The organism is Burkholderia stagnalis (genome assembly GCF_039848545.1).
Taxonomy (GTDB): domain Bacteria; phylum Pseudomonadota; class Gammaproteobacteria; order Burkholderiales; family Burkholderiaceae; genus Burkholderia; species Burkholderia stagnalis.
Genome location: NZ_CP156685.1, coordinates 751,737 through 772,633, shown reverse-complemented (window position 1 = coordinate 772,633; position 20,897 = coordinate 751,737). Strand labels below are relative to the sequence as shown.

The 20,897-nt window shown below is 69.5% G+C and carries 20 protein-coding genes and 1 pseudogene; 15 read left to right on the top strand and 6 right to left on the bottom strand.

What is annotated here, in order from left to right:
• Nucleotides 1-41: 41 nt before the first annotated feature.
• From ABFO07_RS34675 to ABFO07_RS03690, 3 genes and pseudogenes are all read left to right on the top strand, one after another.
• A pseudogene (locus tag ABFO07_RS34675) lies at nt 42-164 on the top strand (LysR substrate-binding domain-containing protein); the annotation flags it as partial.
• 164 nt (nt 165-328) lie between these two features.
• Entirely contained in the window at nt 329-601 is a 273-nt protein-coding gene (locus tag ABFO07_RS03695) for a hypothetical protein (RefSeq protein WP_059922995.1), read from the top strand.
• A 42-nt stretch (nt 602-643) separates the two neighbouring features.
• On the top strand, nt 644-2,761 hold the full coding sequence (locus ABFO07_RS03690) for a phosphocholine-specific phospholipase C (protein WP_347468349.1): 2,118 nt from the start codon (nt 644-646) through the stop codon (nt 2,759-2,761).
• A gap of 173 nt (nt 2,762-2,934) precedes the next feature.
• On the opposite strand, the gene ABFO07_RS03685 is transcribed toward ABFO07_RS03690, so the two are convergent.
• Nucleotides 2,935-3,558: an RBBP9/YdeN family alpha/beta hydrolase gene (locus tag ABFO07_RS03685; RefSeq protein ID WP_059906684.1), complete on the bottom strand. Its 624-nt coding sequence runs from the start codon at nt 3,556-3,558 to the stop codon at nt 2,935-2,937.
• 180 nt (nt 3,559-3,738) lie between these two features.
• Here ABFO07_RS03685 and ABFO07_RS03680 point away from each other — a divergent pair, with 180 nt between their 5' ends.
• Genes ABFO07_RS03680 through ABFO07_RS03660 form a run of 5 tightly spaced genes read left to right on the top strand, consistent with a single transcriptional unit; the run spans nt 3,739 to nt 6,805 of the window.
• The gene (locus ABFO07_RS03680) at nt 3,739-4,176 is read left to right on the top strand and encodes a VOC family protein (RefSeq protein ID WP_059566414.1); all 438 of its coding nucleotides are present in this window, start codon (nt 3,739-3,741) and stop codon (nt 4,174-4,176) included.
• Between the two features lie 5 nt (nt 4,177-4,181).
• Nucleotides 4,182-5,123, top strand: coding sequence for a 2-hydroxyacid dehydrogenase (locus ABFO07_RS03675; protein ID WP_059883185.1), 942 nt, complete (start codon nt 4,182-4,184; stop codon nt 5,121-5,123).
• A gap of 30 nt (nt 5,124-5,153) precedes the next feature.
• Entirely contained in the window at nt 5,154-6,086 is a 933-nt protein-coding gene (locus ABFO07_RS03670) for a hydroxymethylglutaryl-CoA lyase (RefSeq protein ID WP_059566412.1), read from the top strand.
• Between the two features lie 24 nt (nt 6,087-6,110).
• Nucleotides 6,111-6,617, top strand: a complete 507-nt coding sequence (locus tag ABFO07_RS03665; protein ID WP_059803371.1) for a YbaK/EbsC family protein — start codon at nt 6,111-6,113, stop codon at nt 6,615-6,617.
• A complete protein-coding gene (locus ABFO07_RS03660; RefSeq protein ID WP_059566410.1) occupies nt 6,614-6,805 on the top strand; it encodes a DUF1289 domain-containing protein in 192 nt (63 codons plus the stop codon). Before ABFO07_RS03665 ends, ABFO07_RS03660 begins: the two co-directional genes overlap by 4 nt.
• Nucleotides 6,806-7,251: 446 nt before the next feature.
• Here ABFO07_RS03660 and ABFO07_RS03655 read toward each other — a convergent pair whose 3' ends face one another.
• Entirely contained in the window at nt 7,252-8,154 is a 903-nt protein-coding gene (locus ABFO07_RS03655) for a DMT family transporter (protein WP_060292194.1), read from the bottom strand.
• 113 nt (nt 8,155-8,267) lie between these two features.
• Between ABFO07_RS03655 and ABFO07_RS03650 the strand changes: the two genes are divergently transcribed.
• On the top strand, nt 8,268-8,759 hold the full coding sequence (locus ABFO07_RS03650; RefSeq protein WP_059886466.1) for an Lrp/AsnC family transcriptional regulator: 492 nt from the start codon (nt 8,268-8,270) through the stop codon (nt 8,757-8,759).
• Nucleotides 8,760-8,776: 17 nt separating this feature from the next.
• Here ABFO07_RS03650 and ABFO07_RS03645 read toward each other — a convergent pair whose 3' ends face one another.
• The gene (locus ABFO07_RS03645; RefSeq protein WP_322240371.1) at nt 8,777-9,673 is read right to left on the bottom strand and encodes an alpha/beta fold hydrolase; all 897 of its coding nucleotides are present in this window, start codon (nt 9,671-9,673) and stop codon (nt 8,777-8,779) included.
• Nucleotides 9,674-9,963: 290 nt separating this feature from the next.
• Here ABFO07_RS03645 and ABFO07_RS03640 point away from each other — a divergent pair, with 290 nt between their 5' ends.
• Nucleotides 9,964-10,923, top strand: a complete 960-nt coding sequence (locus tag ABFO07_RS03640; RefSeq protein WP_059566406.1) for an NAD(P)H-dependent flavin oxidoreductase — start codon at nt 9,964-9,966, stop codon at nt 10,921-10,923.
• Nucleotides 10,924-11,027: 104 nt separating this feature from the next.
• Here ABFO07_RS03640 and ABFO07_RS03635 read toward each other — a convergent pair whose 3' ends face one another.
• The 3 genes from ABFO07_RS03635 to ABFO07_RS03625 all read right to left on the bottom strand — a co-directional run bounded on the left by ABFO07_RS03635 (nt 11,028) and on the right by ABFO07_RS03625 (nt 14,035).
• The gene (locus tag ABFO07_RS03635; RefSeq protein ID WP_059803378.1) at nt 11,028-11,990 is read right to left on the bottom strand and encodes a LysR family transcriptional regulator; all 963 of its coding nucleotides are present in this window, start codon (nt 11,988-11,990) and stop codon (nt 11,028-11,030) included.
• A gap of 151 nt (nt 11,991-12,141) precedes the next feature.
• Entirely contained in the window at nt 12,142-13,215 is a 1,074-nt protein-coding gene (locus tag ABFO07_RS03630) for a porin (protein WP_059803380.1), read from the bottom strand.
• A gap of 343 nt (nt 13,216-13,558) precedes the next feature.
• Nucleotides 13,559-14,035, bottom strand: coding sequence for a hypothetical protein (locus ABFO07_RS03625; RefSeq protein ID WP_059803383.1), 477 nt, complete (start codon nt 14,033-14,035; stop codon nt 13,559-13,561).
• Nucleotides 14,036-14,383: 348 nt separating this feature from the next.
• On the opposite strand from ABFO07_RS03625, the gene ABFO07_RS03620 reads away from it, so the two are divergent.
• The 5 genes from ABFO07_RS03620 to ABFO07_RS03600 all read left to right on the top strand — a co-directional run bounded on the left by ABFO07_RS03620 (nt 14,384) and on the right by ABFO07_RS03600 (nt 20,839).
• A complete protein-coding gene (locus ABFO07_RS03620) occupies nt 14,384-15,412 on the top strand; it encodes a bile acid:sodium symporter family protein (RefSeq protein WP_347468342.1) in 1,029 nt (342 codons plus the stop codon).
• Nucleotides 15,413-15,578: 166 nt separating this feature from the next.
• Nucleotides 15,579-17,414, top strand: a complete 1,836-nt coding sequence (locus tag ABFO07_RS03615) for an EAL domain-containing protein (RefSeq protein ID WP_060016013.1) — start codon at nt 15,579-15,581, stop codon at nt 17,412-17,414.
• A gap of 226 nt (nt 17,415-17,640) precedes the next feature.
• A complete protein-coding gene (locus tag ABFO07_RS03610; RefSeq protein WP_059566400.1) occupies nt 17,641-18,657 on the top strand; it encodes a LacI family DNA-binding transcriptional regulator in 1,017 nt (338 codons plus the stop codon).
• Nucleotides 18,654-19,934: an AGE family epimerase/isomerase gene (locus ABFO07_RS03605; protein WP_059566399.1), complete on the top strand. Its 1,281-nt coding sequence runs from the start codon at nt 18,654-18,656 to the stop codon at nt 19,932-19,934. The genes ABFO07_RS03610 and ABFO07_RS03605 overlap by 4 nt, the downstream gene beginning before the upstream one ends.
• On the top strand, nt 19,931-20,839 hold the full coding sequence (locus ABFO07_RS03600; protein ID WP_347468339.1) for a carbohydrate kinase family protein: 909 nt from the start codon (nt 19,931-19,933) through the stop codon (nt 20,837-20,839). The genes ABFO07_RS03605 and ABFO07_RS03600 overlap by 4 nt, the downstream gene beginning before the upstream one ends.
• Nucleotides 20,840-20,897 lie beyond the last annotated feature (58 nt).

Below are 20,897 nucleotides of genomic sequence, written 5' to 3'. Positions count from 1 at the left end.
TGTCGAGCCCGATCGCGACGCCCCGGTGATACGGCACGAGCAGAATCATCGACGTGTATGCACACTACGTCGTGAGGCGCCCCGATCATCCGAAGGAAGCGGCGATCCGCACCTGGCCCGGCTGGCTGCGCAGCGAAGTGCGACGCCGCACGTCGCGCCGCTGACGCGCGCCGCCGCAAACCTTTCGGCAAGCCATTCGGCAAGCCTTTCGTCATCGCGCCGAAAGCGTTTCGAGATCACGCCACGGTCGCAAACGATTCACCGAAACGCCTCATCGGTTCGTCATACTGTCGGACGATCGACATCAGCCCCTGCAGGAGAACATCCGATGCGCCGTTTTGCCACCGCCCTCGCCCTGTGTGCCGCGCTGTCCGCCGCCGCCTGCAGCGACGACGCTTCGCACGGCACGCATGCGGCCGACGGTGCGCAACCGGGCAGCGCGCCGGCCGGCTCCGCAAGCGCGTTCAACCGTGCCGCATCCGGCGGCAGCGCCGCATCGGGCGCCGCGCCGCTCGCGCCGCCCGTCGTCCACTATCCGCCGGACGACGACGAAGGCGGCAAGCCGGCCGCCGGCGCATCGGCGGCGTCGACGCCGGGCTGATCCGCCGCTTCCATCCCCGTTCGCAGAACCGAGGTGAAAAACATGACGTCATCGAGCCGCCGCCGTTTCCTGCACACCGTCGCACAATCCGCGGGCGCCGCCGTCGCCCTCAACGCATTCCCCGAATCGATCCGCCGCGCGCTCGCGATTCCGGCCACACGCGGCACCGGCACGATCCGCGATGTCGAGCACATCGTCGTGTTCATGCAGGAAAACCGTTCGTTCGACCATTACTTCGGACACCTGCGCGGCGTGCGCGGCTACAACGACCGCTTCCCGATTCCGCTGCCGAACGGCAAGCCGGTGTGGAACCAGCCGTCGAAGGCCGACCCGTCGAAACCGGTGCTGCCGTTCCGGCTCGACACGAAGACGACGAGCGCGCAGTGCATCGGCGCGCTCGACCACTCGTGGGCAAAGACCCACGCGGCGATCGACGGCGGCCGCTACGACCAGTGGCTCGCGAACAAGACCGACATGACGATGGGCTATCACGTGCGCGAGGACATCCCGTTCCACTACGCGCTCGCCGATGCGTTCACCGTGTGCGACCACTACTTCTGTTCGCTGCCGGGCCCGACGCACCCGAACCGCGCATACCTGATGACGGGCACGATCGACCCGACCGGCAAGTTCGGCGGCCCGCTGCTCGACAACGCCGACTATGTCGACGGCAACCTGCCGCCCGCGTACCAGCTGCTGTCGTGGCAGACCTTCCCCGAGCGGCTCGACGCGCGCGGCGTGTCGTGGCAGGTCTACCAGCAGGGCCTCACGTGGGCCGATCCGGTCAACGGCAACTACGGCACGAACATCCTGCAGAACTTCGAGAACTTCATCAACGCGCAGCCGGGCTCGTCGCTGTACCAGCGTGCGCAGACGGTGCGCACGCTCGACGACCTGAAGCACGACGTGCTCAACGACCGGCTGCCGCAGGTGTCGTGGCTGCTGCCGCCTGCGGTGTTCTCCGAGCACCCGAAGTACACGCCCGCATATGGCGCGAACTACACGTCGCAGATCCTCGACGCGCTCACCGCGAACCCGGACGTGTGGCGCAAGACGGTGCTGTTCATCATGTACGACGAGAACGACGGCTTCTTCGACCACATCGTGCCGCCGCAGCCGCCGACTTCGGCCGCGCAGGGCGCGTCGACGGTCACGACCGACGGCGAGCTGCACACCGTCGTGAACCCGGGGCGCGGCGGCAGCTACACGGCCGACGGCCTGCCGTACGGCCTCGGCCCGCGCGTGCCGATGACGGTCGTGTCGCCGTGGACCAAGGGCGGCTTCGTGTGTTCGCAGGTGTTCGACCATACGTCGGTGATCCGCTTCATCGGCGCACGCTTCGGCGTCGACGAGCCGAACATCACGCCGTGGCGGCGCACCGTGTGCGGCGACCTGACGGCCGCATTCGATTTCCGCACGCAGGACGCGACGTTCCCGCCGCTGCCCGACACGAGCCAGTACCGTGCGATCGCCGACCGGCAGTGCACGTCGCAGCCCGCGCCGACCGCGCCGGCGCAGCCGGCCCCGATCGACCCGCAGGAGCCGGGCGTGCGGCCGGCCCGGGCGCTGCCGTACGAGCTGCACGTCAACGCGAGCGTGGCCGGCGCGGCCACGCTGCGCATCGAGTTCGCGAACCGCGGCGCCCAGGGCGCACACTTCACCGTCTACGCCGCGAACCGCACCGACGGGCCGTGGCGCTATACGGTCGGCGCGCACCGCACGCTGCACGCGGAGTTCGACCTGGCGACGACGCACGGCGCCTATGCGTTCTCCGTGTACGGCCCGAACGGCTTCGTGCGGATGTTCTCGGGCAACGTGTCGGCCGCGACCGCGCACCGCCGCGATCACGCGCAGCCGGAGGTGAAGGCCGGCTACGACGTCGCGAACGGCAACCTGTACCTGAAGCTGCGCAATCACGGCACGGGCCACGTCACGCTGACGCTCGCCGACAACGCGTATGGCGCGCCGGCGCGGCAGGTGACGCTGCATGCGGGCGGAGAGCGCGTCGAGCAATGGCTGCTCGCGTCGAGTCACCAGTGGTACGACGTGACGGTGAGCGACGGCGCGAACGGCACGTTCTCGCGCCGCTTCGCGGGCCACGTCGAGAACGGGCGGCCGAGCTATTCGGATCCGGCGGCGGTCGCGCCGGTCACCGCATAACGGCGGGTCGGGCCGCCCGGGGCCGCTTCCTGCGCAGCGCCCTGCGGGGCGGGCATCGGCCCGCGCAGCAGGGCGTTTTTCATGACGATGTATGCGGTAGCGGCATCGCGCGCCGCGAGATACGGCGCGGCCTGTCCGGCTCGAGAAACGGCGACGCGCCGGCTCCGGCGCCCTCAGACCGCGTGCGCCAGCACCCCGCCGGCGACGGCCGCATCGAACTCGCCCGCCTCTTCACGAAAGCGCAGCGGCGCCGCGCAATGCACGAGCGTGTCGACGAAATACTTCGCGCGCGGCCACGGCCCGAAGCCGGCCGCGGTGTTGATGTGGCCCGCGTCGCCGAGATTGACGAACGCGCTGCCGAGCCGCTGCGCGAGCGTGCGGGCATCGCCGAGCGACATCCACGGATCGGTCTCGCTGCCGATCACGATCGACGGCACCGGCAGGCGCCGCGCGTCGAATGCGCCGGCGAACGTGAATTTCAGCGGACTGGCCGGCGCGACGAGCAGCACGCCGGCCACGTCGCCCGCGTGCGGCCACTGCGCGAGCGCATGCGCGGCGGCCAGGCAGCCGAAGCTGTGCGCGGCGAGCACGAACGGTCCGCGCTCGCGTTCCAGCAGCGCGCGCACCGACTGCGCCCAGCCCGCGAGATCCGGTGCGTCCCAGTCATCCTGCTCCACGCGCAGCGAACGCGGGAACTGGCGCTCGAGCCAGGTCTGCCAATGTGCGCCTTCGCTCCCGTGCAGGCCGGGGACGGTGATGAGCCGCGGCGGCCAGGCCGATTTGCTGCATGCGCGCATGATTGCCCTCGCTAGCTTGAAGACGAGGCCCGATTGTGGCGCCCCGCGCGCGGCGGCCGAACCAATATTTTGTGCTTTGCATTTCCGCCGCCGGGATCGCACCGCGTACCGCGCGCCGGCCACGGCGACGCAAGCGCCCGCGAAACCGTAGAATGTGAGGTTCCAGAAAGGAGACACCCGATGCCCGCTACGCCCGCCGGCGCGCTGCGCCCGTTCCACCTCGCCTTTCCGGTGTCGAGCCTCGCCGCCGCCCGCACGTTCTACGGCGGCCTGCTCGGTTGCCCGGAAGGCCGCAGCTCCGAGCATTGGGTCGATTTCGACTTCTTCGGCCACCAGCTCGTCGCGCACCTCGCGCCGGACGAAACGGGCGCGAGCACGGTCAACCCGGTCGACGGCGACGACGTGCCGGTGCGCCACTTCGGCGTCGTGCTGGCGATGGACGAATGGCACGCGCTCGCAGGCAAGCTGAAGGCCGCGCACACGCGCTTCGTGATCGAGCCGCACATCCGCTTCAAGGGCGAACCCGGCGAGCAGGCGACGATGTTCTTCCTCGATCCGTGCGGCAACGCGCTCGAGTTCAAGGCGTTCGCCGACATCGGCCAGCTGTTCGCGAAGTAGCCCGCATGAAAGTCCTGTTCTACTCGCCGTTCCAGGAAGCCGACGCATGGCGCGCCGAGCTCGCGCACGCGCTGCCCGAAGCCGACCTGCGCGCGTGGCAGCCGGGCGATGCGGCCGCCGCCGACTACGCGCTCGTGTGGCGCGCGCCGCGCGAGCTGTTCGCGCCGCGCGACGGCCTGCGCGCGATCTTCAACCTCGGCGCGGGCGTCGACGCGCTGCTCGCGCTCGAACGCGCGCACCCCGGCACGCTGCCGCGGCACGTGCCGCTCGTGCGGCTCGAGGATTCGGGCATGGCGCAGCAGATGGTCGAATACGTGACGCACGCGGTGCTGCGCTACCTGCGCCGCTTCGACGAATACGACGCACTGCAGCGCGCGCGCCAGTGGCGCGTGCTGGAGCCGCATCCGCGCGCGAGCTTCACCGTCGCGGTGCTGGGCCTCGGCGTGCTCGGCGCGCAGGTCGCGCAGGCGCTCGCCGGCCTCGGCCTGCCGGTGCGCGGCTACAGCCGCGGCCCGAAGCGGCTCGACGGCGTGGCGACCTATGCGGGCGCGGCCGAGTTCGACGCGTGCATCGACGGCGCGAAGGTGCTGGTGAACCTGCTGCCGAGCACGCCCGATACCGACGGCATCCTCGCCGCGCGCACGTTCGCGCGGCTCGCGCCGGGCGCGTACGTGATCAACGTCGCGCGCGGCGCGCATCTCGTCGAAGCCGACCTGCTCGATGCGCTCGCCGGCGGCCGCATCGCCGCCGCGACGCTCGACGTGTTCCAGCATGAACCGCTGCCGGACGATCATCCGTTCTGGCGCACGCCGCGCATCACGATTACGCCGCACAGTTCCGCCGAGACGCTGCGCGCGGAAGCGATCGCGCAGATCGCCGGCAAGATTCGCGCGTTCGAGCGCGGCGAACCCGTCAGCGGGATCGTCGACTACGCACGCGGCTACTGATCGGCGAATTTCAAATACCAGGAGACAGCCATGACCTTCCCCACCGCCGTCAAGATCGTCGAAGTCGGCCCGCGCGACGGGCTGCAGAACGAAAAGACCTTCGTGCCCACCGACGTGAAGATCGCGCTCGTCGACCGCCTGTCGCGCGCGGGCTTCCGCAACGTCGAGGCCGCGTCGTTCGTGTCGCCGAAATGGGTGCCGCAGATGGCCGACGGCGCCGACGTGATGGCCGGCATCGAGCGGCGTGCCGGCACGATCTACTCGGTGCTCACGCCGAACCTGAAGGGCTTCGAGGGCGCGCTCGCCGCGCGCGCGGACGAAGTGGTGATCTTCGGCGCGGCGAGCGAGGCGTTCTCGCAGCGCAACATCAATTGCAGCATCGCCGAGAGCGTCGCGCGCTTCGAGCCGGTCGCGAAGGCCGCGAAGGACGCGGGCCTGCGGCTGCGCGGCAGCGTGTCGTGCGCGCTCGGCTGCCCGTACCAGGGCGACGTGCCGGTCGCGTCGGTGGTCGACGTGGTCGAGCGCTTCGCGGCGCTCGGCTGCGACGAGATCGACATCGCCGACACGATCGGCGTCGGCACGCCGCGGCGCACGCGCGAAGTCCTGGCGGCCGTCGCCCGCGTGTTCCCGCGCGAGCGCGTGTCGGGCCACTTCCACGACACCTACGGGCAGGCGCTCGCGAACATCTACGCGGCGCTGTTCGAAGGCATCGAGATCTTCCACGCGTCGGTCGCAGGCCTCGGCGGCTGCCCGTACGCGAAGGGCGCGACCGGCAACGTCGCGACCGAGGACGTGCTGTACCTGATGCAGGGCCTCGGCATCGACACCGGCATCGACCTCGCGCAGGTGGTCGCCGCCGGCGAATTCATCTCGAACACGATCGGCCGCGCGAACGCGTCGCGCGCCGGCCGCGCGCTGCTCGCGAAAGCGCAGAGCGCGGCGGACGCTTCGACCTGCGTCTGACCTGACTTTCCACGGATTCCCCCCATGACGACATCTGCTTCACTCGACTCCCTCCCCGACTCCGCGCGCCGCGTCGCGATACTGCTGCGCGAGCGCGGCCACGCGAAAGACATCGTGATGCTCGCCGAAACCGGCAAGACGTCCGCCGAAGCGGCGGCCGGGCTCGGCTGCTCGGTCGCGCAGATCGCCAAGTCGATCCTGTTCCGCCGCCAGGCGGACGGCGCGCCGGTGCTGGTCGTCGCGAGCGGCGTGAACCGCGTCGACGAGAAGAAGGTCGCCGCGCAGGTCGGCGACGTCGGCCGCGCGGATGCGAAGTTCGTGCGCGACAACACCGGCTACGCGATCGGCGGCGTGTGCCCGATCGGTCATCTGGTCGAACCCGTCACGCTGATCGACGCCGACCTGCTCGCGCTCGACAGCCTGTGGGCCGCGGCCGGCCATCCGCATGCGGTGTTCAACCTGTCGCCGCAGGAGCTCGTCGCGCTGACCGGCGCGCCGGTCGCCGACGTCGCGCTGCGGGAGACCGCATGAGCGACGTGCCGGAAAGCGCTGTCGCATCGCCGTGCACCGGCGTGTGCCGGATCGATCCGCGCACCGAATGGTGTGCGGGCTGCCTGCGCACCCGCGACGAAATCAAGGGATGGCGCGCGTCGGACGACGACGCGAAGCGCGAGGTGCTCGCCCGGCTCGACGCCCGGCGGCGCGCGCACGCCGCCTGACGGCCGCGCATAAAAAAATGCCGCTCACCTGACGGGTGAACGGCATCTCGAATCGGAATCCTGTGAACGTGATCAACGTCACAGGTCGCATCATACGAGTGCGGCCAGCGCATCGCATCGGGTGTTTCCCTACAACTTCTTACAGCGCGTTGCACGCTTGCCGTAGCGGCCCCCGTCGCGGTTCCGGTAGCCGTAGCGGTTCCGGTAGCCGCAAGCCGCAGCAATCCCGGTAGCCGCAAGCAGTAGCAGTCCCGGTAGCCGCAAGCCGCAGCAATCCCGGTAGCCGCAAGCCGTAGCGGTTCCGGTAGCCGCAAGCCGCAGCAATCCCGGTAGCCGCAAGCCGCAGCAGTCCCGGTAGCAGCAAGCCGTAGCAGTCCCGGCAGCAGCAAGCCGCAGCGCTCCCGGTAGCCGCAAGCCGTCGCGGCGAACCGAATCGCACGACCGTTTCAGCTTCCCGCCACCGCACGGCGCGCCGGCACGATCCGCCAGCCAAGATTGACGCCGGCCGCCGCGAGCAGGATCAGCAGCGCGCCGAGCACCTGCGTCCATGCGAGCGTCTGCCCGAATGCGACGCGGTCGACCGCGATCGCGACCACCGGATAGACGAACGACAGCGCGCCCGTCATCGCGGTCGGCAGCTTCTGGATCGCGCCGTACAGCAGCACGTACATCACGCCCGTGTGCACGACGCCGAGCACGACGACATCGAGCCACTGCGCGGGCGACGCGGGCAGCGTGTCGAACCGCGCGAACGGCGCGAGCATCACGACGCCGAGCCCGACCTGCAGCAGCGCGAGCAGATGCGGCGGCGTGCCCTTCAGGTGCTTGGCGATGATCGACGACACCGCGTACAGGAACGCCGCGCCGAGCGCGAGCGCGACGCCTTCGAGATACTCGCCGGGCACCGCGAGCACGGCCGGCTCGACGCGCACCACGCAGACGAGCCCGACGAACGCGAGCAGCAGCCACACGACGGTCGACGCGGTGATCCGCTCGCGGAACACGAGCGCGCCGAGCGCGACCAGCATGAACGGCTGCGTGTTGTAGACGGCGGTCGCCATCGAGATCGACGCGCGCGAATACGCGGCGAACAGCAGCAGCCAGTTCGCGACGATCGCGACGCTGCCCGCCGCGGCGAGCACGAGCATGCGCGGCGAGAACAGCGCGCGGCGCAGGAAGCCGAATGCCGCGCAGACGAGCGCGAGCGTCGCGCCGCCGAACACGCAGCGGAAGAACACCACATTGGCGAGCGGCTGGTGCGACGACATCACGAGCCAGCCGATCGTGCCGGACATCAGCATCGCGACGGCCATCTCGGCGGCGCCGCGGCGAATTTCGTTCGAAGCCATGGAAGGGTCCCGTCTGGAGGAATCGATGACTTCGATTCTAGGAACTTGCTTTCGCGATCTCCACGACTAAACTGAAGCAAATCCGCCGTTTCACCTTCGAAAGCAAAGCCATCATGACCAAACGCCTTACCCCGCCCGCGGTCGCCGCGCTCGACGCGACCGACCGCGCGATCCTGGCCGCGCTCGCCGACGACGCGCGCCTCGCCACCAGCGAGCTTGCGCGACAGATCGGCCTGTCGGCGCCCGCGACCGCGGATCGCGTGCGGCGGCTCGAGGCGCAGGGCGTGATCGCCGGCTTCACCATCGAGCTCGATCCGCGCGCGCTCGGCTACACGCTGCAGGCGATCGTCCGCGTGAAGCCGCTGCCCGGCCAGCTGCATCTGGTCGAGGAGCTGCTGCGGCGCATTCCCGAATTCGTCGAATGCGACAAGGTGACCGGCGACGACTGCTTCATCTGCCGGCTCTACCTGCGCTCGATCGAGCAGCTCGACGTCATCCTGTCGAAGGTGACGGAGCGCGCGGAGACGAGCACCGCGATCGTCAAGTCGACGCCGGTGCCGCGCCGGCTGCCGCCGCTCGCGGACGACCATCCGGCGCACCGCTGACGCGCGGTTCAGGTGGATCAGGCGGCCGGGTCGCGCGCCTCGAAGAACGCGAGCATCTCGTCGATCAGGTCGACGGGCGCTTCTTCCGGAATGTAGTGCCCGCAGTCGAGCGCACGGCCGCTGACGTCGCGCGCGACGTGCCGCCATTCGTCGAGCGGATCGAAGCAGCGCGCGACGATCCCGCGCGCGCCCCACAGCACGCGCAGCGGGCACGCGACCTTGGTGCCGCGCTCCAGGTCGGCCTGGTCGTGCTCGAGATCGATCGTCGCCGACGCGCGGTAGTCCTCGCACATCGCGTGCACGGCGCCCGGCTGCGCGAGCGCCGCGCGATACGCGTTCAGCGCCTCCGGCGCGAACGGCGCGAGGCCCGCCGAGCGGTTGCCCATCACGCGCTCGATGTATGCGTCGGTGTTGCCGCCGATCAGCGTTTCCGGCAGCGGCTCGGGCTGGATCAGGAAGAACCAGTGGAAGTACGCGGTCGCGAACGCGCGATCGGTCTTCTCGTACATCGCGAGCGTCGGCGCGATGTCGAGCAGCATCATCCGCTCGACCGCGTCGGCGTGATCGAGCGCGAGCCGGTGCGCCACGCGCGCGCCGCGGTCGTGCGCGCACACGTAGAAGCGCTCGAAGCCGAACTGGCGCATCAGCGCGACCTGGTCGGCCGCCATCGCGCGTTTCGAATACGGCGTGTGCTGCGCATCGCTCGCGGGCTTGCCCGATGCGCCGTAGCCGCGCAGGTCGGTCGCGACCACCGTGAAATGGTTCGCGAGCGTCGCGGCGACGCGATGCCAGATCATGTGGGTTTGCGGATGGCCGTGCAGCAGCAGAAGCGGCGGCCCCGCGCCTCCTTTGACACCGAAGATGTCGGTGTCCTGCACCGTTACTCGAAACGGCGCAAACGCCTCAAACGACATGGTTTGTTTCTCGTGGGTTTGTTATAGGGAGCTATTGTAGGAGCGCGCTCGGCACCGCACAGCGGCGTGGATACCCGAATTCATAGAAAGAGAGCACTCACTCGATTGCCGCCTCCCGGCGCGATTTGATACGCTCGCATACAATCGCACGATCGTTCGTATTAATATGGAGCGCCCGCCTTCCCGGGCGGGAACACCGGATACACTCGAAGCGCCCGCGCACGATCGTTTGGATGAGACCCGCGTAAGCAACCGAAGCGCTCATGCGGGTCGACAATTGGAGACTTCACATGGCATTGCCCGCCGTCCTGCAGCATCTGACGCTGCCCGTCATCGCGTCGCCGATGTTCATCGTCAGCTACCCCGAACTCGTGCTCGCGCAATGCAAGGCGGGCATCGTCGGCTCGTTCCCGGCGCTCAACGCGCGCCCGGCCGAGCTGCTCGACGAATGGCTCACGCAGATCCAGGCCGAGCTCGCCGACCACAAGGCGAAGCACCCCGATGCGGTGATCGGCCCGATCGCGGTCAACCAGATCGTCCACCAGTCGAATGCGCGGCTCGAGCACGACATCCGCGTGTGCGTCGACCACAAGGTGCCGATCTTCATCACGAGCCTGCGCGCGCCGTCGCGCGAGATCGTCGACGCGGTGCACAGCTACGGCGGCATCGTGCTGCACGACGTGATCAACCTGCGCCACGCGCAGAAGGCGCTCGAGGCGGGCGTCGACGGGCTGATCCTCGTCGCGGCCGGCGCCGGCGGCCACGCGGGCACGACGTCGCCGTTCGCGCTCGTCGGCGAAGTGCGCCGGATCTTCGACGGCCCGATCGTGCTGTCCGGCGCGATCGCGAATGGCGGCTCGATCCTCGCCGCGCAGGCGATGGGCGCCGACCTCGCGTACATGGGCACGCGCTTCATCGCGACGCAGGAAGCGCACGCGATCGAGGACTACAAGCACGCGATCCTCAACGCGAAGGCCGCCGACATCGTCTACACGAACCTGTTCACCGGCGTGCACGGCAACTACATCCGCGAGAGCATCGAGAAGGCCGGGCTCGATCCGGACGCGCTGCCGGAATCCGACAAGACGAAGATGAACTTCGGCGGCGACAAGACGAAGGCGTGGAAGGACATCTGGGGCGCGGGCCAGGCCGTCGGCCTGATGGACGACCTGCCGAGCGTCGCGACGCTCGTCGAGCGCCTGAAGCGCGAATACGACGACACGCGGGCGCGGCTCGGCATCGCGCGCTGATACGGCACATCGCGTGCGGCGCGTAGCACCTAAAGCGCCGCACCAAGCAAAAAGCGCGGACCGGCGACGGTCCGCGCTTTTTTTGTCTGCGGAGAAAACGCCGATCAACCCGCGCGCTTGATCCGCGTGATCGGCGTCACGCGCAGGCGGGATTCGATCGACGGGCACAGCGACTGATCCTCGAAGCGCGCGGCGAGGAAATCGACGAACGAACGCACCTTCGCCGACACGTGGCGGCGGCTCGCATACACCGCATAGATCGGCAGCTCGCGCGGCGGCACCGCGTCGAGCAGCACCGGCACGAGACGCCCGGTTTCGAGGTCGTCGCCGACCACCTCGGTGCCGAGCAGCGCGATGCCCGCGCCGCCGAGCACGGCCGCGCGCAACCCTTCCAGGTGATTGACAATCAGGTTGCCGCTGAGCGTCACGCGCGACGCGGCGGCCGCCTCGGTCACCATCGAATCGAGCACGGTCGCATTCGTGTCGCGCCGCAGGTAGTTGTGCTGCGCGAGATCGGCGATCGTGCGCGGCGTGCCGCGCTTCGCGAGATAGTCGGGCGACGCGACGAGCAGGATATGCGCGGTCGCGATCTGCCGCGCGACCAGCGACGACGACTTGAGCCCGCTCGGCGCCGCGCGCACCGCGACGTCGTAGCCTTCGTCGATCAGCTCGACGACGCGGTCGGACAGCGTGATCTCGACCGTCACGTCCGAGTAGCGGTCCGCATAATCGGTGACCGCCTGCATCACGTGCCGCAGCCCGAACGCGGACAGCGACGTCACGCGCAGCCGCCCTTGCGGCACGACGCTCGCGGCGCCCACCGCCTGCCCGGCTTCGTCGAGCTCGGACAGCGCCTGGACGAGGCGTTCGTAGTATTCGCGCCCCGCTTCGGTGGGCGCGACGCGGCGGGTCGTGCGATGCAGCAGCCGCGCGCCGAGCTGCTGCTCGAGATGCATCACGTGCTTGCTCGCCATCGCCGCCGACATCTGCATGCGCTCCGCCGCGCCGACGAAGCTGCCCACTTCGACGACGTAGCGAAACACATTCATGCTGACGAGGGTATCCATCGAACTGGCTCGCAATTGAAATAAAACGTGCAATTACGAACTAGAGTAACAAAGCTGGAAAACCTAAAGGTCAACAATGGCAAAACGGCGCCGCAAAAGAGCGGCGCCGTTCCTGACGAAAAACAGGGGGCGACCGGCGTGCCCGCGAGGGTCAGAACTTCGCGCGGATGCCGGCGCCGAACGTGTTGCCGTTCGACAGGCCGCTGATGTGGTCGTTCATGTACGCGGTGTAGAGGTCGGTGCGCTTCGACAGCGGATAGTCGTAGCCGAGCGCCCATGTCTGGCGCGTCTGGTTCAGGCCGCCGGAGTCGCGCGAGTAAGCGTACGACGCCATCGCGCAGCCCGGGCCGAGCGGCACCGTCACGCCGCCCTGCGCGGTGTTCACGTGCCAGCTGCCCGCCACCTGGTCGTTCTTCGTATACATGTACTGGCCGAACAGCTTCACGAACTTCAGATCGTAGGTCGCGCCGACCTGCGCGATGCCCTGGCTCTTCATGCCGGTCACGAGCGAACTCAGATCGCGCGGGCCGTTGTTGAAGTTCACGTACTGATAGACGGCGGTGGCCGCGAACGGGCCGCTCGCATAGTTGAACTGCGCGCTCCATTTCTTCGCGCCGTTGTCGCCGGCCTGGTTGCCGAACGCGTACATCGCGCCGAAGTTCATGCCGCCGAACGCCGGCGACGTATACGACACCGCGTTGTTCCAGCCCGAATCGCCCACCGCGCCCTGGTCGCTCGGATAGGTCGGGAACGTGCCGAGGCCGAGGAACGTGTGATAGACCATCGGCGAGAACACGTACGAGTCGAAGAACGGGTTGAACAGGATCGTCGACACGAACAGGTGCGTCGTCAGGCGGCCGGCCGTCACGGTGCCGTACGGCGAGCTGACGCCCACGTACGCGTTGCGCGCGAAGAAGGTGTCGCCGTTGAAGCGGCCGAACTGGCCGTTCTGCGCGCGGAAGAAGCTTTCGAGCGTGAAGATCGCCTTGTAGCCGCCGCCGAGGTCCTCGGTGCCGTGCATGCCCCAGTACGACGTCGACATCCCGCCGCCGGACACGCCCCATGCGCGGTCGCTGCCCGGGAATTTCGTTGCGCCGACCCATTCGTCGACCTGGCCGTAGAGCGCGACGTTCGACTGCGCGTGAGCAGGAACGGCGACGACGCAGGCGGTGGCCGCGATCAACGTGGCGGACGTGCGCGACGCACGGCGGGCGAATGCTTTCATGGGATCTCCAGGTATTGTCGAAAAGAAATCGGGCGGCGCGAGCGTTGTTATGTGAGCCGATGCTTGCGTCGTGCAGGGGCGCAGCCATCTTTACGGATCAATAGTCCGGTCAAAAATACGGGCGCTTATTGCGGGTATAGCGGCGGCATTAACTTCGCAGGGGCGAATCGACGGGCTGGCGACGCGCGGCGGCGGCGCGCGGGATCGTCACGCGGCGGCACGGCGCGCGTCATGCGCGAGGCCGGGCGGGAAGATAGCGCAATGCAGCAGGAAAATCAGCGGAAATCTGCGCGCGACTGTGGCGAATTCGCATCAGCCGGCGGGGGACGGAACGCGAGCGCGTTCAGTTTCGGTAGAAAGGCGAGAAATACGGCGAATGCGCAGGCTCTTCCTGCGCGCGAGGCGGCGGCATCGGCCGGCCGCCGCGCTCTTCGTTGTAGCGGGCGACGTCGGCGCGGATCGACCCCGCGCGCAGCGGCACGTTGCCGCCGCCGGGCGGGCGCGGCGCCTGCCGTGCGTCGGCGCTGATCGGGCGGTACGGGCTTTGCGCGGCGTAGTGGCCGTACGACGGCGTCGGCCGCAAGCCCCAGCGGGGGCCGTAGCCGTTCATGCCCATCCGCGGGCCGCCGCCCGCCTGCGGCGCGTGGCGCCAGATCGGCTGGCCGCCGCCGGCTGCCTGACCGTGCGCGCGCAACCCGCGATCGCCGCCGCCGAAGCCGCGCCCGCCATGCGGCGGCTGCGCGAGCGCGAGCGGCACCAGCAGTGCGGCGAGCACGCCTGCCACCCATCGTCCGATCTTCCGTTTCACCCGATCCGTCATCGTTCAGTGCCTGATTTCGCTTGCCCGCCGGCCGGTCCGGGCCGGGCGCAAGGCTTTCAGCAGTAATTTATGAGCGGGGCGAAAGCGTGTCGAGCCAAAAAGTGTTAGGCCTGGGGCATCGGTGTAACACCATGTTACTGCTAGGTTTTTCGACCTCGGGGACGGATCATTGCAGCACATTTTTCTGCCGTTTTCGTCATCGGCATGAAGCGAGAATCCGGTCGTAGCGCATTCGATGGATTCATCAATCGATTCATACAATGAATTTGTGTATTGAATGTGCAGCCCGGACAATACGGCGATCCGCGCGCATGCGCGGCCTCCCCTGTCGCTCCGATCGAGATCCCGATGGCCCGCCCCCGCTACCTTCCCGACAACTTCACGCTCGCCCTCGTCGGCACCGTCGTGCTCGCGAGCCTGCTGCCGTGCCACGGCGCGGCCGCGCACGCGTTCAACTGGGCGACCAACATCGCGGTCGGCCTGCTGTTCTTCCTGCACGGCGCGAAGCTGTCGCGCGAGGCGGTGGTCGCCGGCGCGACGCACTGGCGGCTGCACGCCGTCGTGCTGCTCAGCACCTTCGCGCTGTTCCCGCTGCTCGGCCTCGCGCTGAAGCCGGTGCTGCAGCCGCTCGTCACGCCGGCGCTGTACGCGGGCGTGCTGTTCCTGTGCACGCTGCCGTCGACGGTGCAATCGTCGATCGCGTTCACGTCGATCGCGAAAGGCAACGTGCCGGCGGCGGTCTGCGCGGCGTCCGCGTCGAGCCTGCTCGGCATCTTCGTCACGCCGGCGCTGGTCGGGCTGATGATCGCGACGCAATCGGCCGCGACCGCATCGCCGTGGAGCACGGTCGGCAGCATCGTGATGCAGCTGCTCGTGCCGTTCGTCGCCGGCCAGCTGCTGCGGCCCGTGATCGGCGGCTGGATCGAGCGCAACCGCGGCGTGCTGCGCTTCGTCGACCAGGGCTCGATCCTGCTCGTCGTCTACGTCGCGTTCAGCGAGGCGGTCAACCAGGGGCTCTGGCACCAGATCCCGCCGCGCGCGCTCGCGGGGCTGCTCGCCGTCAACCTGCTGCTGCTCGCGATCTTGCTGCTGCTCACCGCGTTCGTGGCCAAACGGCTCGGCTTCAACCGCGCCGACCAGATCACGATCATCTTCTGCGGCTCGAAGAAGAGCCTCGCCGCCGGCGTGCCGATGGCGAAGGTGATCTTCTCCGCGCACGTGGTCGGCGCGATCGTGCTGCCGCTGATGCTGTTCCACCAGATCCAGCTGATGGCCTGCGCGGCGCTCGCGCAGCGCTGGGGCGCGCGCAACCTGAGCGACGAGCGCGACGCGGCCGCCGCGCCTGCGCAGGGCGCGCTGAACGCCGGCAAGCGCTGACGCGCACGCCCCGGCGCAGGCGGCGGTGCGTGCCGCCCGTCGCGCCGGTCGAGCCTGCCGCACGACGCGATGCACCAACACGGCGCATCGTGTCACGAAATCTTCATTCAATTCTCCCTGCGCGGCGCCGTTAAGCCGGGCGTTCCGTCGATTCGGCCGTCCTGCCATGCCCGCCACCTCCGCCGCCCCCGATGCCGCCCGAACCGCACGCCTGATCGCGGATCGCGCGCTCGCCGCCGTGTTCCAGCCGATCGTCGACCTCGGCTCGGGCACCGTCATCGGCTATGAAGGCCTGATCCGCGGGCCGCACGGCACCGACCTCGAGCCGCCCGCCGCGCTGTTCGCGCAGGCCGCGCGCGAAGGCGCGACCGTCGCGCTCGAGCACGCGGCCGCGCTCACCTGCCTGGACGCGTTCGCGGCGCTCGGCTGCGACGGCAAGCTGTTCCTCAATTTCAGCGCGGGCGCGATCGTGCAGCTCGCACGCGAACGCGAGCAGGCCCGCATGCGGCTCGAGCGCGCGCAGATCGGCGCCGAGCGCATCGTGATCGAACTGACCGAGCAGCACGCGAGCCCGGACCTCGCGCACGTCGGGCCGGCCGTCGCGGCGCTGCGCGACGCGGGCATCCAGTTCGCGCTCGACGACTACGGCACCGCGAACGCCAGCATGAACCTGTGGCTGCGCCTGCATCCCGACGTCGTGAAGATCGACCGCTTCTTCATCCACGACATCGCGCGCGATCCGCTGAAGTTCGAGGCGGTCAAGGCGATGCAGCATTTCGCGCACGCGAGCGGCGCGAAGCTGATCGCCGAGGGGATCGAGCACGAACGCGACCTGATCGTCGTGCGCGACATGGGCATCGGCTGCGTGCAAGGCTTCCTGCTCGGCCGCCCGCTCGCGCAGCCGGCCCGCGTGGTCGCGCCGGCCGCGCGCGATGCGATCCGCGCGCGCCACATCGCGGTGTTTCCGGGCGCGACGCGCGCCGCGCGCCCGAACGGCACGGTCGCCGCGAAGATGCTGGTCGCCGCGCCGGCGCTGCCGCGCGACGCGACCAGCAACGAGGTGCTCGACCTGTTCAACCGGATGCCGGAGCTGCACGCGGTCGCGCTGGTCGAACACGAGCGGCCCGTCGCGCTCGTGAACCGCCGCGGCTTCATGGACCGCTTCGCGCTGCCGTACCACCGCGAAGTGTTCGGCAAGAAGCCATGCCTGCAGTTCGCGAACGACGCGCCGCTGATGATCGAGAACGCGACGAGCGTCGAACAGCTCGCGATGCTGCTCGCGAACAACGACCAGCGCTATCTCGCGGACGGCTTCGTGATCACCGAGCACGGCCGCTACGTCGGGCTCGGCACCGGCGAGAGCCTGGTGCGCGCGGTGACCGAGATGCGCATCGAGGCCGCGCGCTACGCGAACCCGCTGACCTTCCTGCCCGGCAACATCCCGATCAGCGCGCACATCGACCGGCTGCTCGAGCGCGACGCGGGCTTCCACGCGTGCTACGTCGACCTGAACCAGTTCAAGCCGTTCAACGACCAGTACGGCTACTGGCAGGGCGACGAGGTGCTGAAGTACGCGGCGACCGTGCTCGCCGCGTGCTGCGACCCGCAGCGGGATTTCCTCGGCCACGTCGGCGGCGACGATTTCCTGGTGCTGTTCCAGAGCGACGACTGGCATGCGCGCGCAGCCGCCGCGATCAGCCGCTTCAACGAAGGCGCGCAGCGCTTCTACACGCAGGCCGACCATCGCGCGGGCGGCCTGCGCGGCGAGGATCGCCACGGCAACCCGGCGTTCTTCGGCTTCGTGACGATGGCGATCGGCGCGGTCGGCGTGCCGGCGGGCGCGTACCGGGCGATCCGCTACGGCAGCGACGAGATCGCGTCGGTCGCGGCGCTCGCGAAACGGCGCGCGAAACAGCAGCCCGACGGGCTCGCGGTGGTTGATCTCGACGCCGGCCGTGCGGCACTGCTCGCGCGCGGCGAACCCTCCGCGGCGCCGCATTGACTCAGCCGGGCGCGATGCCCGGCCGCACGCCGGCCGCGCATGGCCGCCGATTGACGGCGACCTTGCCTTTTGCCGCGCCTGTTTAGTATTTTTAGTAAATGCGTTCGCGCAGATTAGTGCTTTAAATCAACGGATTTACGGGTATTCCCGGTGAATCCGGCACGATTTTCACGAAGCGTTTTACTATACAATCGCCGTCACCCTAAACAAACCCGGATTCCGAACGATGGGCACCACCATTCGCGACGTGGCGCGGGCGGCAGAGGTCTCGATCGGCACCGTGTCCCGCGCGTTGAAGAACCAGCCGGGGCTGTCCGAAACCACTCGCGCGCGCATCGTCGAGATCGCGCGGCGCCTCGGCTACGATCCCGCGCAACTGCGGCCGCGCATCCGCCGGCTCACCTTCCTGCTGCATCGCCAGCACAACCGGTTTCCCGCCAGCCCGTTCTTCTCGCACGTGCTGCACGGCGTCGAGGACGCGTGCCGCGAGCGCGGCATCGTGCCGACGCTCCTGACCGTCGGCCCGAACGACGACGTGCTGCGCCAGATGCGCCCGCACGCGCCCGACGCGGTCGCGGTGGCCGGCTTCATCGAACCGGAGACGATCGAGGCGCTCGCCGCGACCGGCCGCCCGCTCGTGCTGATCGACCTGTGGGCGCCCGGGCTGCGCTCGGTCAACATCGACAATGCGACCGGCGCAGCGCTCGCGATGCGCCACTTGCTTGCCACGGGCCGCACCCGCATCGCGTTCATCGGCGGCTCGCCCGCGCACTACAGCATCACGCAGCGCGCGATCGGCTACCGGCGCGCGTTCTTCGAGGCCGGGCGGCTGTTCGACCCGGCCTACGAAATGACGATCGATGCGGGGCTCGACCCGGACACCGGCGCCGCGCGCGCGATGCAGCAGCTGCTCGACGCGCCGGGCCCGCGCCCGGACGCCGTATTCGCGTACAACGACGCCGCCGCGCTCGCCGCGCAGCGCGTGTGCCTCGCGCGCGGGCTGCGCGTGCCGGGCGACATCGCGATCGTCGGCTTCGACGACATTCCCGCCGCCGCGCACGCGAGCCCGCCGCTCACGACGCTCGCGGTCGACAAGGAAGCGCTCGGCCGCCGCGGCGTCGAGCTGCTGCTCGCCGATTCCCCGGAACACACCGAGATCTGGCTGCCCGTCGAACTGATCGTGCGGGCCAGCAGCCAGCCCGCCGCGACGCCGGCTTTCGACACGACGCTCACCGAATCATGACTACGCCCCCGGTCCAACCCAGCCCGGCTGCGCCGGCCGCGCACGCGCACCCCGCGCCGTTCGTCGCGAGCTTCCGCGATCCGTCGTTCCTGCTGTCGCACGTCGAGGACACGCTGCGCTTCTACGCGCCGAACGCGCTCGACCCGACGGGCGGCTTCTATCACTACTTCCGCGACGACGGCAGCGTGTACAACCGCACGTCGCGCCATCTCGTCAGCAGCTGCCGGTTCGTCTTCAACTACGCGATGGCGTACCGGCATTTCGGCGATCCGCGCCATCTCGACTACGCGCGCCACGGGCTGCGCTTCCTGCGCGACGCGCACTGGGACGACGCGCTGCAAGGCTATGACTGGGAGCTCGACTGGCGCGACGGCGCGAAGCGCGCGACGCTCGACGGCACGCGGCACTGCTACGGCCTCGCGTTCGTGCTGCTCGCGGCCGCGCACGCGACGATGGCGGGCATCGACGAGGCGCGGCCGCTGATCGCCGCCACCTACGAACTCGCCGAGCACCGCTTCTGGGATGCCGCCGCGGGCCTCTACGCGGACGACGCGACGCCGAACTGGATCGTGTCGAGCTACCGCGGCCAGAACGCGAACATGCACATGACCGAGGCGCTGCTCGCCGCGTACGAGGCGACCGGCCACCTCACCTACCTCGACCGCGCGGAGAAGCTCGCGACGAACATCACGCAGCGCCAGGCGGCGCTGTCGGGCGGGCTCGTATGGGAGCACTACCACGCGGACTGGTCGGTCGACTGGGACTACAACAAGGAGGACAGCTCGAACATCTTCCGGCCGTGGGGCTTCCAGCCCGGGCACCAGACCGAATGGGCGAAGCTGCTGCTGATCCTCGAGCGCCACCGCCCGCTCGACTGGCTCGTGCCGCGCGCGGCCGAGCTGTTCGACGCGGCGCTCGCGCATGCGTGGGACGCCGATCACGGCGGGCTTTGCTACGGCTTCGGCCCCGATTTCACGATCTGCGACCACAACAAGTATTTCTGGGTGCAGGCAGAAAGCTTCGCGGCGGCTGCGATGCTCGGCGCGCGCACCGGCGGCGAGCGCTTCTGGGACTGGTACGACGAGATCTGGCGCTACAGCTGGGCGCATTTCGTCGATCACCGCTACGGCGCGTGGTTCCGGATCCTCACCTGCGACAACCGCAAGTACAGCGACGAGAAGAGCCCCGCCGGCAAGACCGACTATCACACGATGGGCGCGTGCTACGACGTGCTCGCGACGCTCGCGCGCGCGGCGCGCAGCGAACCGACGCAATGAACGACCACGCCTTTCCGGCGTTCGTGTCGGCCGGCGACATCCTGACCGACATGGTGCGCACCGGCGACGCGCACTGGGCGTCGGTGCCGGGCGGCGCCGGCTGGAACGTCGCGCGCGCGGTCGCGCGGCTCGGCGTGCCGAGCGCGCTCGCGGGCGCGATCGGCGAGGACTGCTTCTCCGATGCGCTGTGGCGCGCGAGCGACGCGGCCGGGCTCGACCTGCGCTTCCTGCAGCGCGTCGCGCGGCCGCCGCTGCTCGCGATCGTGCACGAAACGCAGCCGCCCGCGTACTTCTTCATCGGCGACGCGAGCGCGGATCTCGCGTTCGACCCGGCGCGGCTGCCGGCCGGCTGGGCCACGCACGTGAAATGGGCGCATTTCGGCTGCATCAGCCTCGTGCGCGAACCGCTCGCGGGCACGCTCGTTGCGCTTGCCGCCGAGCTGCACGCGCGCGGCGTGAAGATCAGCTTCGACCCGAACTACCGGAACCTGATGACGGCCGCGTACCGGCCGACGCTCGAGAAGATGGCCGGCCTCGCCGACCTGATCAAGGTCTCCGACGAGGACTTGCGGCACCTGTTCGGCGGCAGCGAAACCGACGCGATCGCCGCGCTGCGCGGGATCAATCCGCGCGCGGCGCTGTTCGTCACGCGCGGCGCGGATGCCGCGACGCTCATCGCCGACGGCGGCACGCACGAAGCGCGCCCGCCGCGCGTCGAGGTCGTCGACACGGTGGGCGCGGGCGACGCGTCGATCGGCGGGATGCTGTTCAGCCTGATGGCCGCGCCGCAGCGGCCGTGGCACGAGCATCTGGCGTTCGCGCTCGCGGCGGGCGCCGCCGCGTGCCGCCGCACCGGCGCGCACGCGCCGACGCTCGACGAAGTCGTCGCGCTGCTCGAACGCTGAGGATGCGGGCGGCGGCCGGCCGCCGCCATGCACGCGGCGCTGTACATGTTGCGGCGCA

What these genes read in the sequence shown, in the direction of transcription:
- ABFO07_RS03695 (WP_059922995.1), top strand. Translation starts at nt 329, where the DNA reads ATGCGCCGTTTTGCCACCGCCCTCGCCCTGTGTGCCGCGCTGTCCGCC.
- ABFO07_RS03690 (WP_347468349.1), top strand. Translation starts at nt 644, where the DNA reads ATGACGTCATCGAGCCGCCGCCGTTTCCTGCACACCGTCGCACAATCC.
- ABFO07_RS03685 (WP_059906684.1), bottom strand. Translation starts at nt 3,558, where the DNA reads ATGCGCGCATGCAGCAAATCGGCCTGGCCGCCGCGGCTCATCACCGTC.
- ABFO07_RS03680 (WP_059566414.1), top strand. Translation starts at nt 3,739, where the DNA reads ATGCCCGCTACGCCCGCCGGCGCGCTGCGCCCGTTCCACCTCGCCTTT.
- ABFO07_RS03675 (WP_059883185.1), top strand. Translation starts at nt 4,182, where the DNA reads ATGAAAGTCCTGTTCTACTCGCCGTTCCAGGAAGCCGACGCATGGCGC.
- ABFO07_RS03670 (WP_059566412.1), top strand. Translation starts at nt 5,154, where the DNA reads ATGACCTTCCCCACCGCCGTCAAGATCGTCGAAGTCGGCCCGCGCGAC.
- ABFO07_RS03665 (WP_059803371.1), top strand. Translation starts at nt 6,111, where the DNA reads ATGACGACATCTGCTTCACTCGACTCCCTCCCCGACTCCGCGCGCCGC.
- ABFO07_RS03660 (WP_059566410.1), top strand. Translation starts at nt 6,614, where the DNA reads ATGAGCGACGTGCCGGAAAGCGCTGTCGCATCGCCGTGCACCGGCGTG.
- ABFO07_RS03655 (WP_060292194.1), bottom strand. Translation starts at nt 8,154, where the DNA reads ATGGCTTCGAACGAAATTCGCCGCGGCGCCGCCGAGATGGCCGTCGCG.
- ABFO07_RS03650 (WP_059886466.1), top strand. Translation starts at nt 8,268, where the DNA reads ATGACCAAACGCCTTACCCCGCCCGCGGTCGCCGCGCTCGACGCGACC.
- ABFO07_RS03645 (WP_322240371.1), bottom strand. Translation starts at nt 9,673, where the DNA reads ATGTCGTTTGAGGCGTTTGCGCCGTTTCGAGTAACGGTGCAGGACACC.
- ABFO07_RS03640 (WP_059566406.1), top strand. Translation starts at nt 9,964, where the DNA reads ATGGCATTGCCCGCCGTCCTGCAGCATCTGACGCTGCCCGTCATCGCG.
- ABFO07_RS03635 (WP_059803378.1), bottom strand. Translation starts at nt 11,990, where the DNA reads ATGGATACCCTCGTCAGCATGAATGTGTTTCGCTACGTCGTCGAAGTG.
- ABFO07_RS03630 (WP_059803380.1), bottom strand. Translation starts at nt 13,215, where the DNA reads ATGAAAGCATTCGCCCGCCGTGCGTCGCGCACGTCCGCCACGTTGATC.
- ABFO07_RS03625 (WP_059803383.1), bottom strand. Translation starts at nt 14,035, where the DNA reads ATGACGGATCGGGTGAAACGGAAGATCGGACGATGGGTGGCAGGCGTG.
- ABFO07_RS03620 (WP_347468342.1), top strand. Translation starts at nt 14,384, where the DNA reads ATGGCCCGCCCCCGCTACCTTCCCGACAACTTCACGCTCGCCCTCGTC.
- ABFO07_RS03615 (WP_060016013.1), top strand. Translation starts at nt 15,579, where the DNA reads ATGCCCGCCACCTCCGCCGCCCCCGATGCCGCCCGAACCGCACGCCTG.
- ABFO07_RS03610 (WP_059566400.1), top strand. Translation starts at nt 17,641, where the DNA reads ATGGGCACCACCATTCGCGACGTGGCGCGGGCGGCAGAGGTCTCGATC.
- ABFO07_RS03605 (WP_059566399.1), top strand. Translation starts at nt 18,654, where the DNA reads ATGACTACGCCCCCGGTCCAACCCAGCCCGGCTGCGCCGGCCGCGCAC.
- ABFO07_RS03600 (WP_347468339.1), top strand. Translation starts at nt 19,931, where the DNA reads ATGAACGACCACGCCTTTCCGGCGTTCGTGTCGGCCGGCGACATCCTG.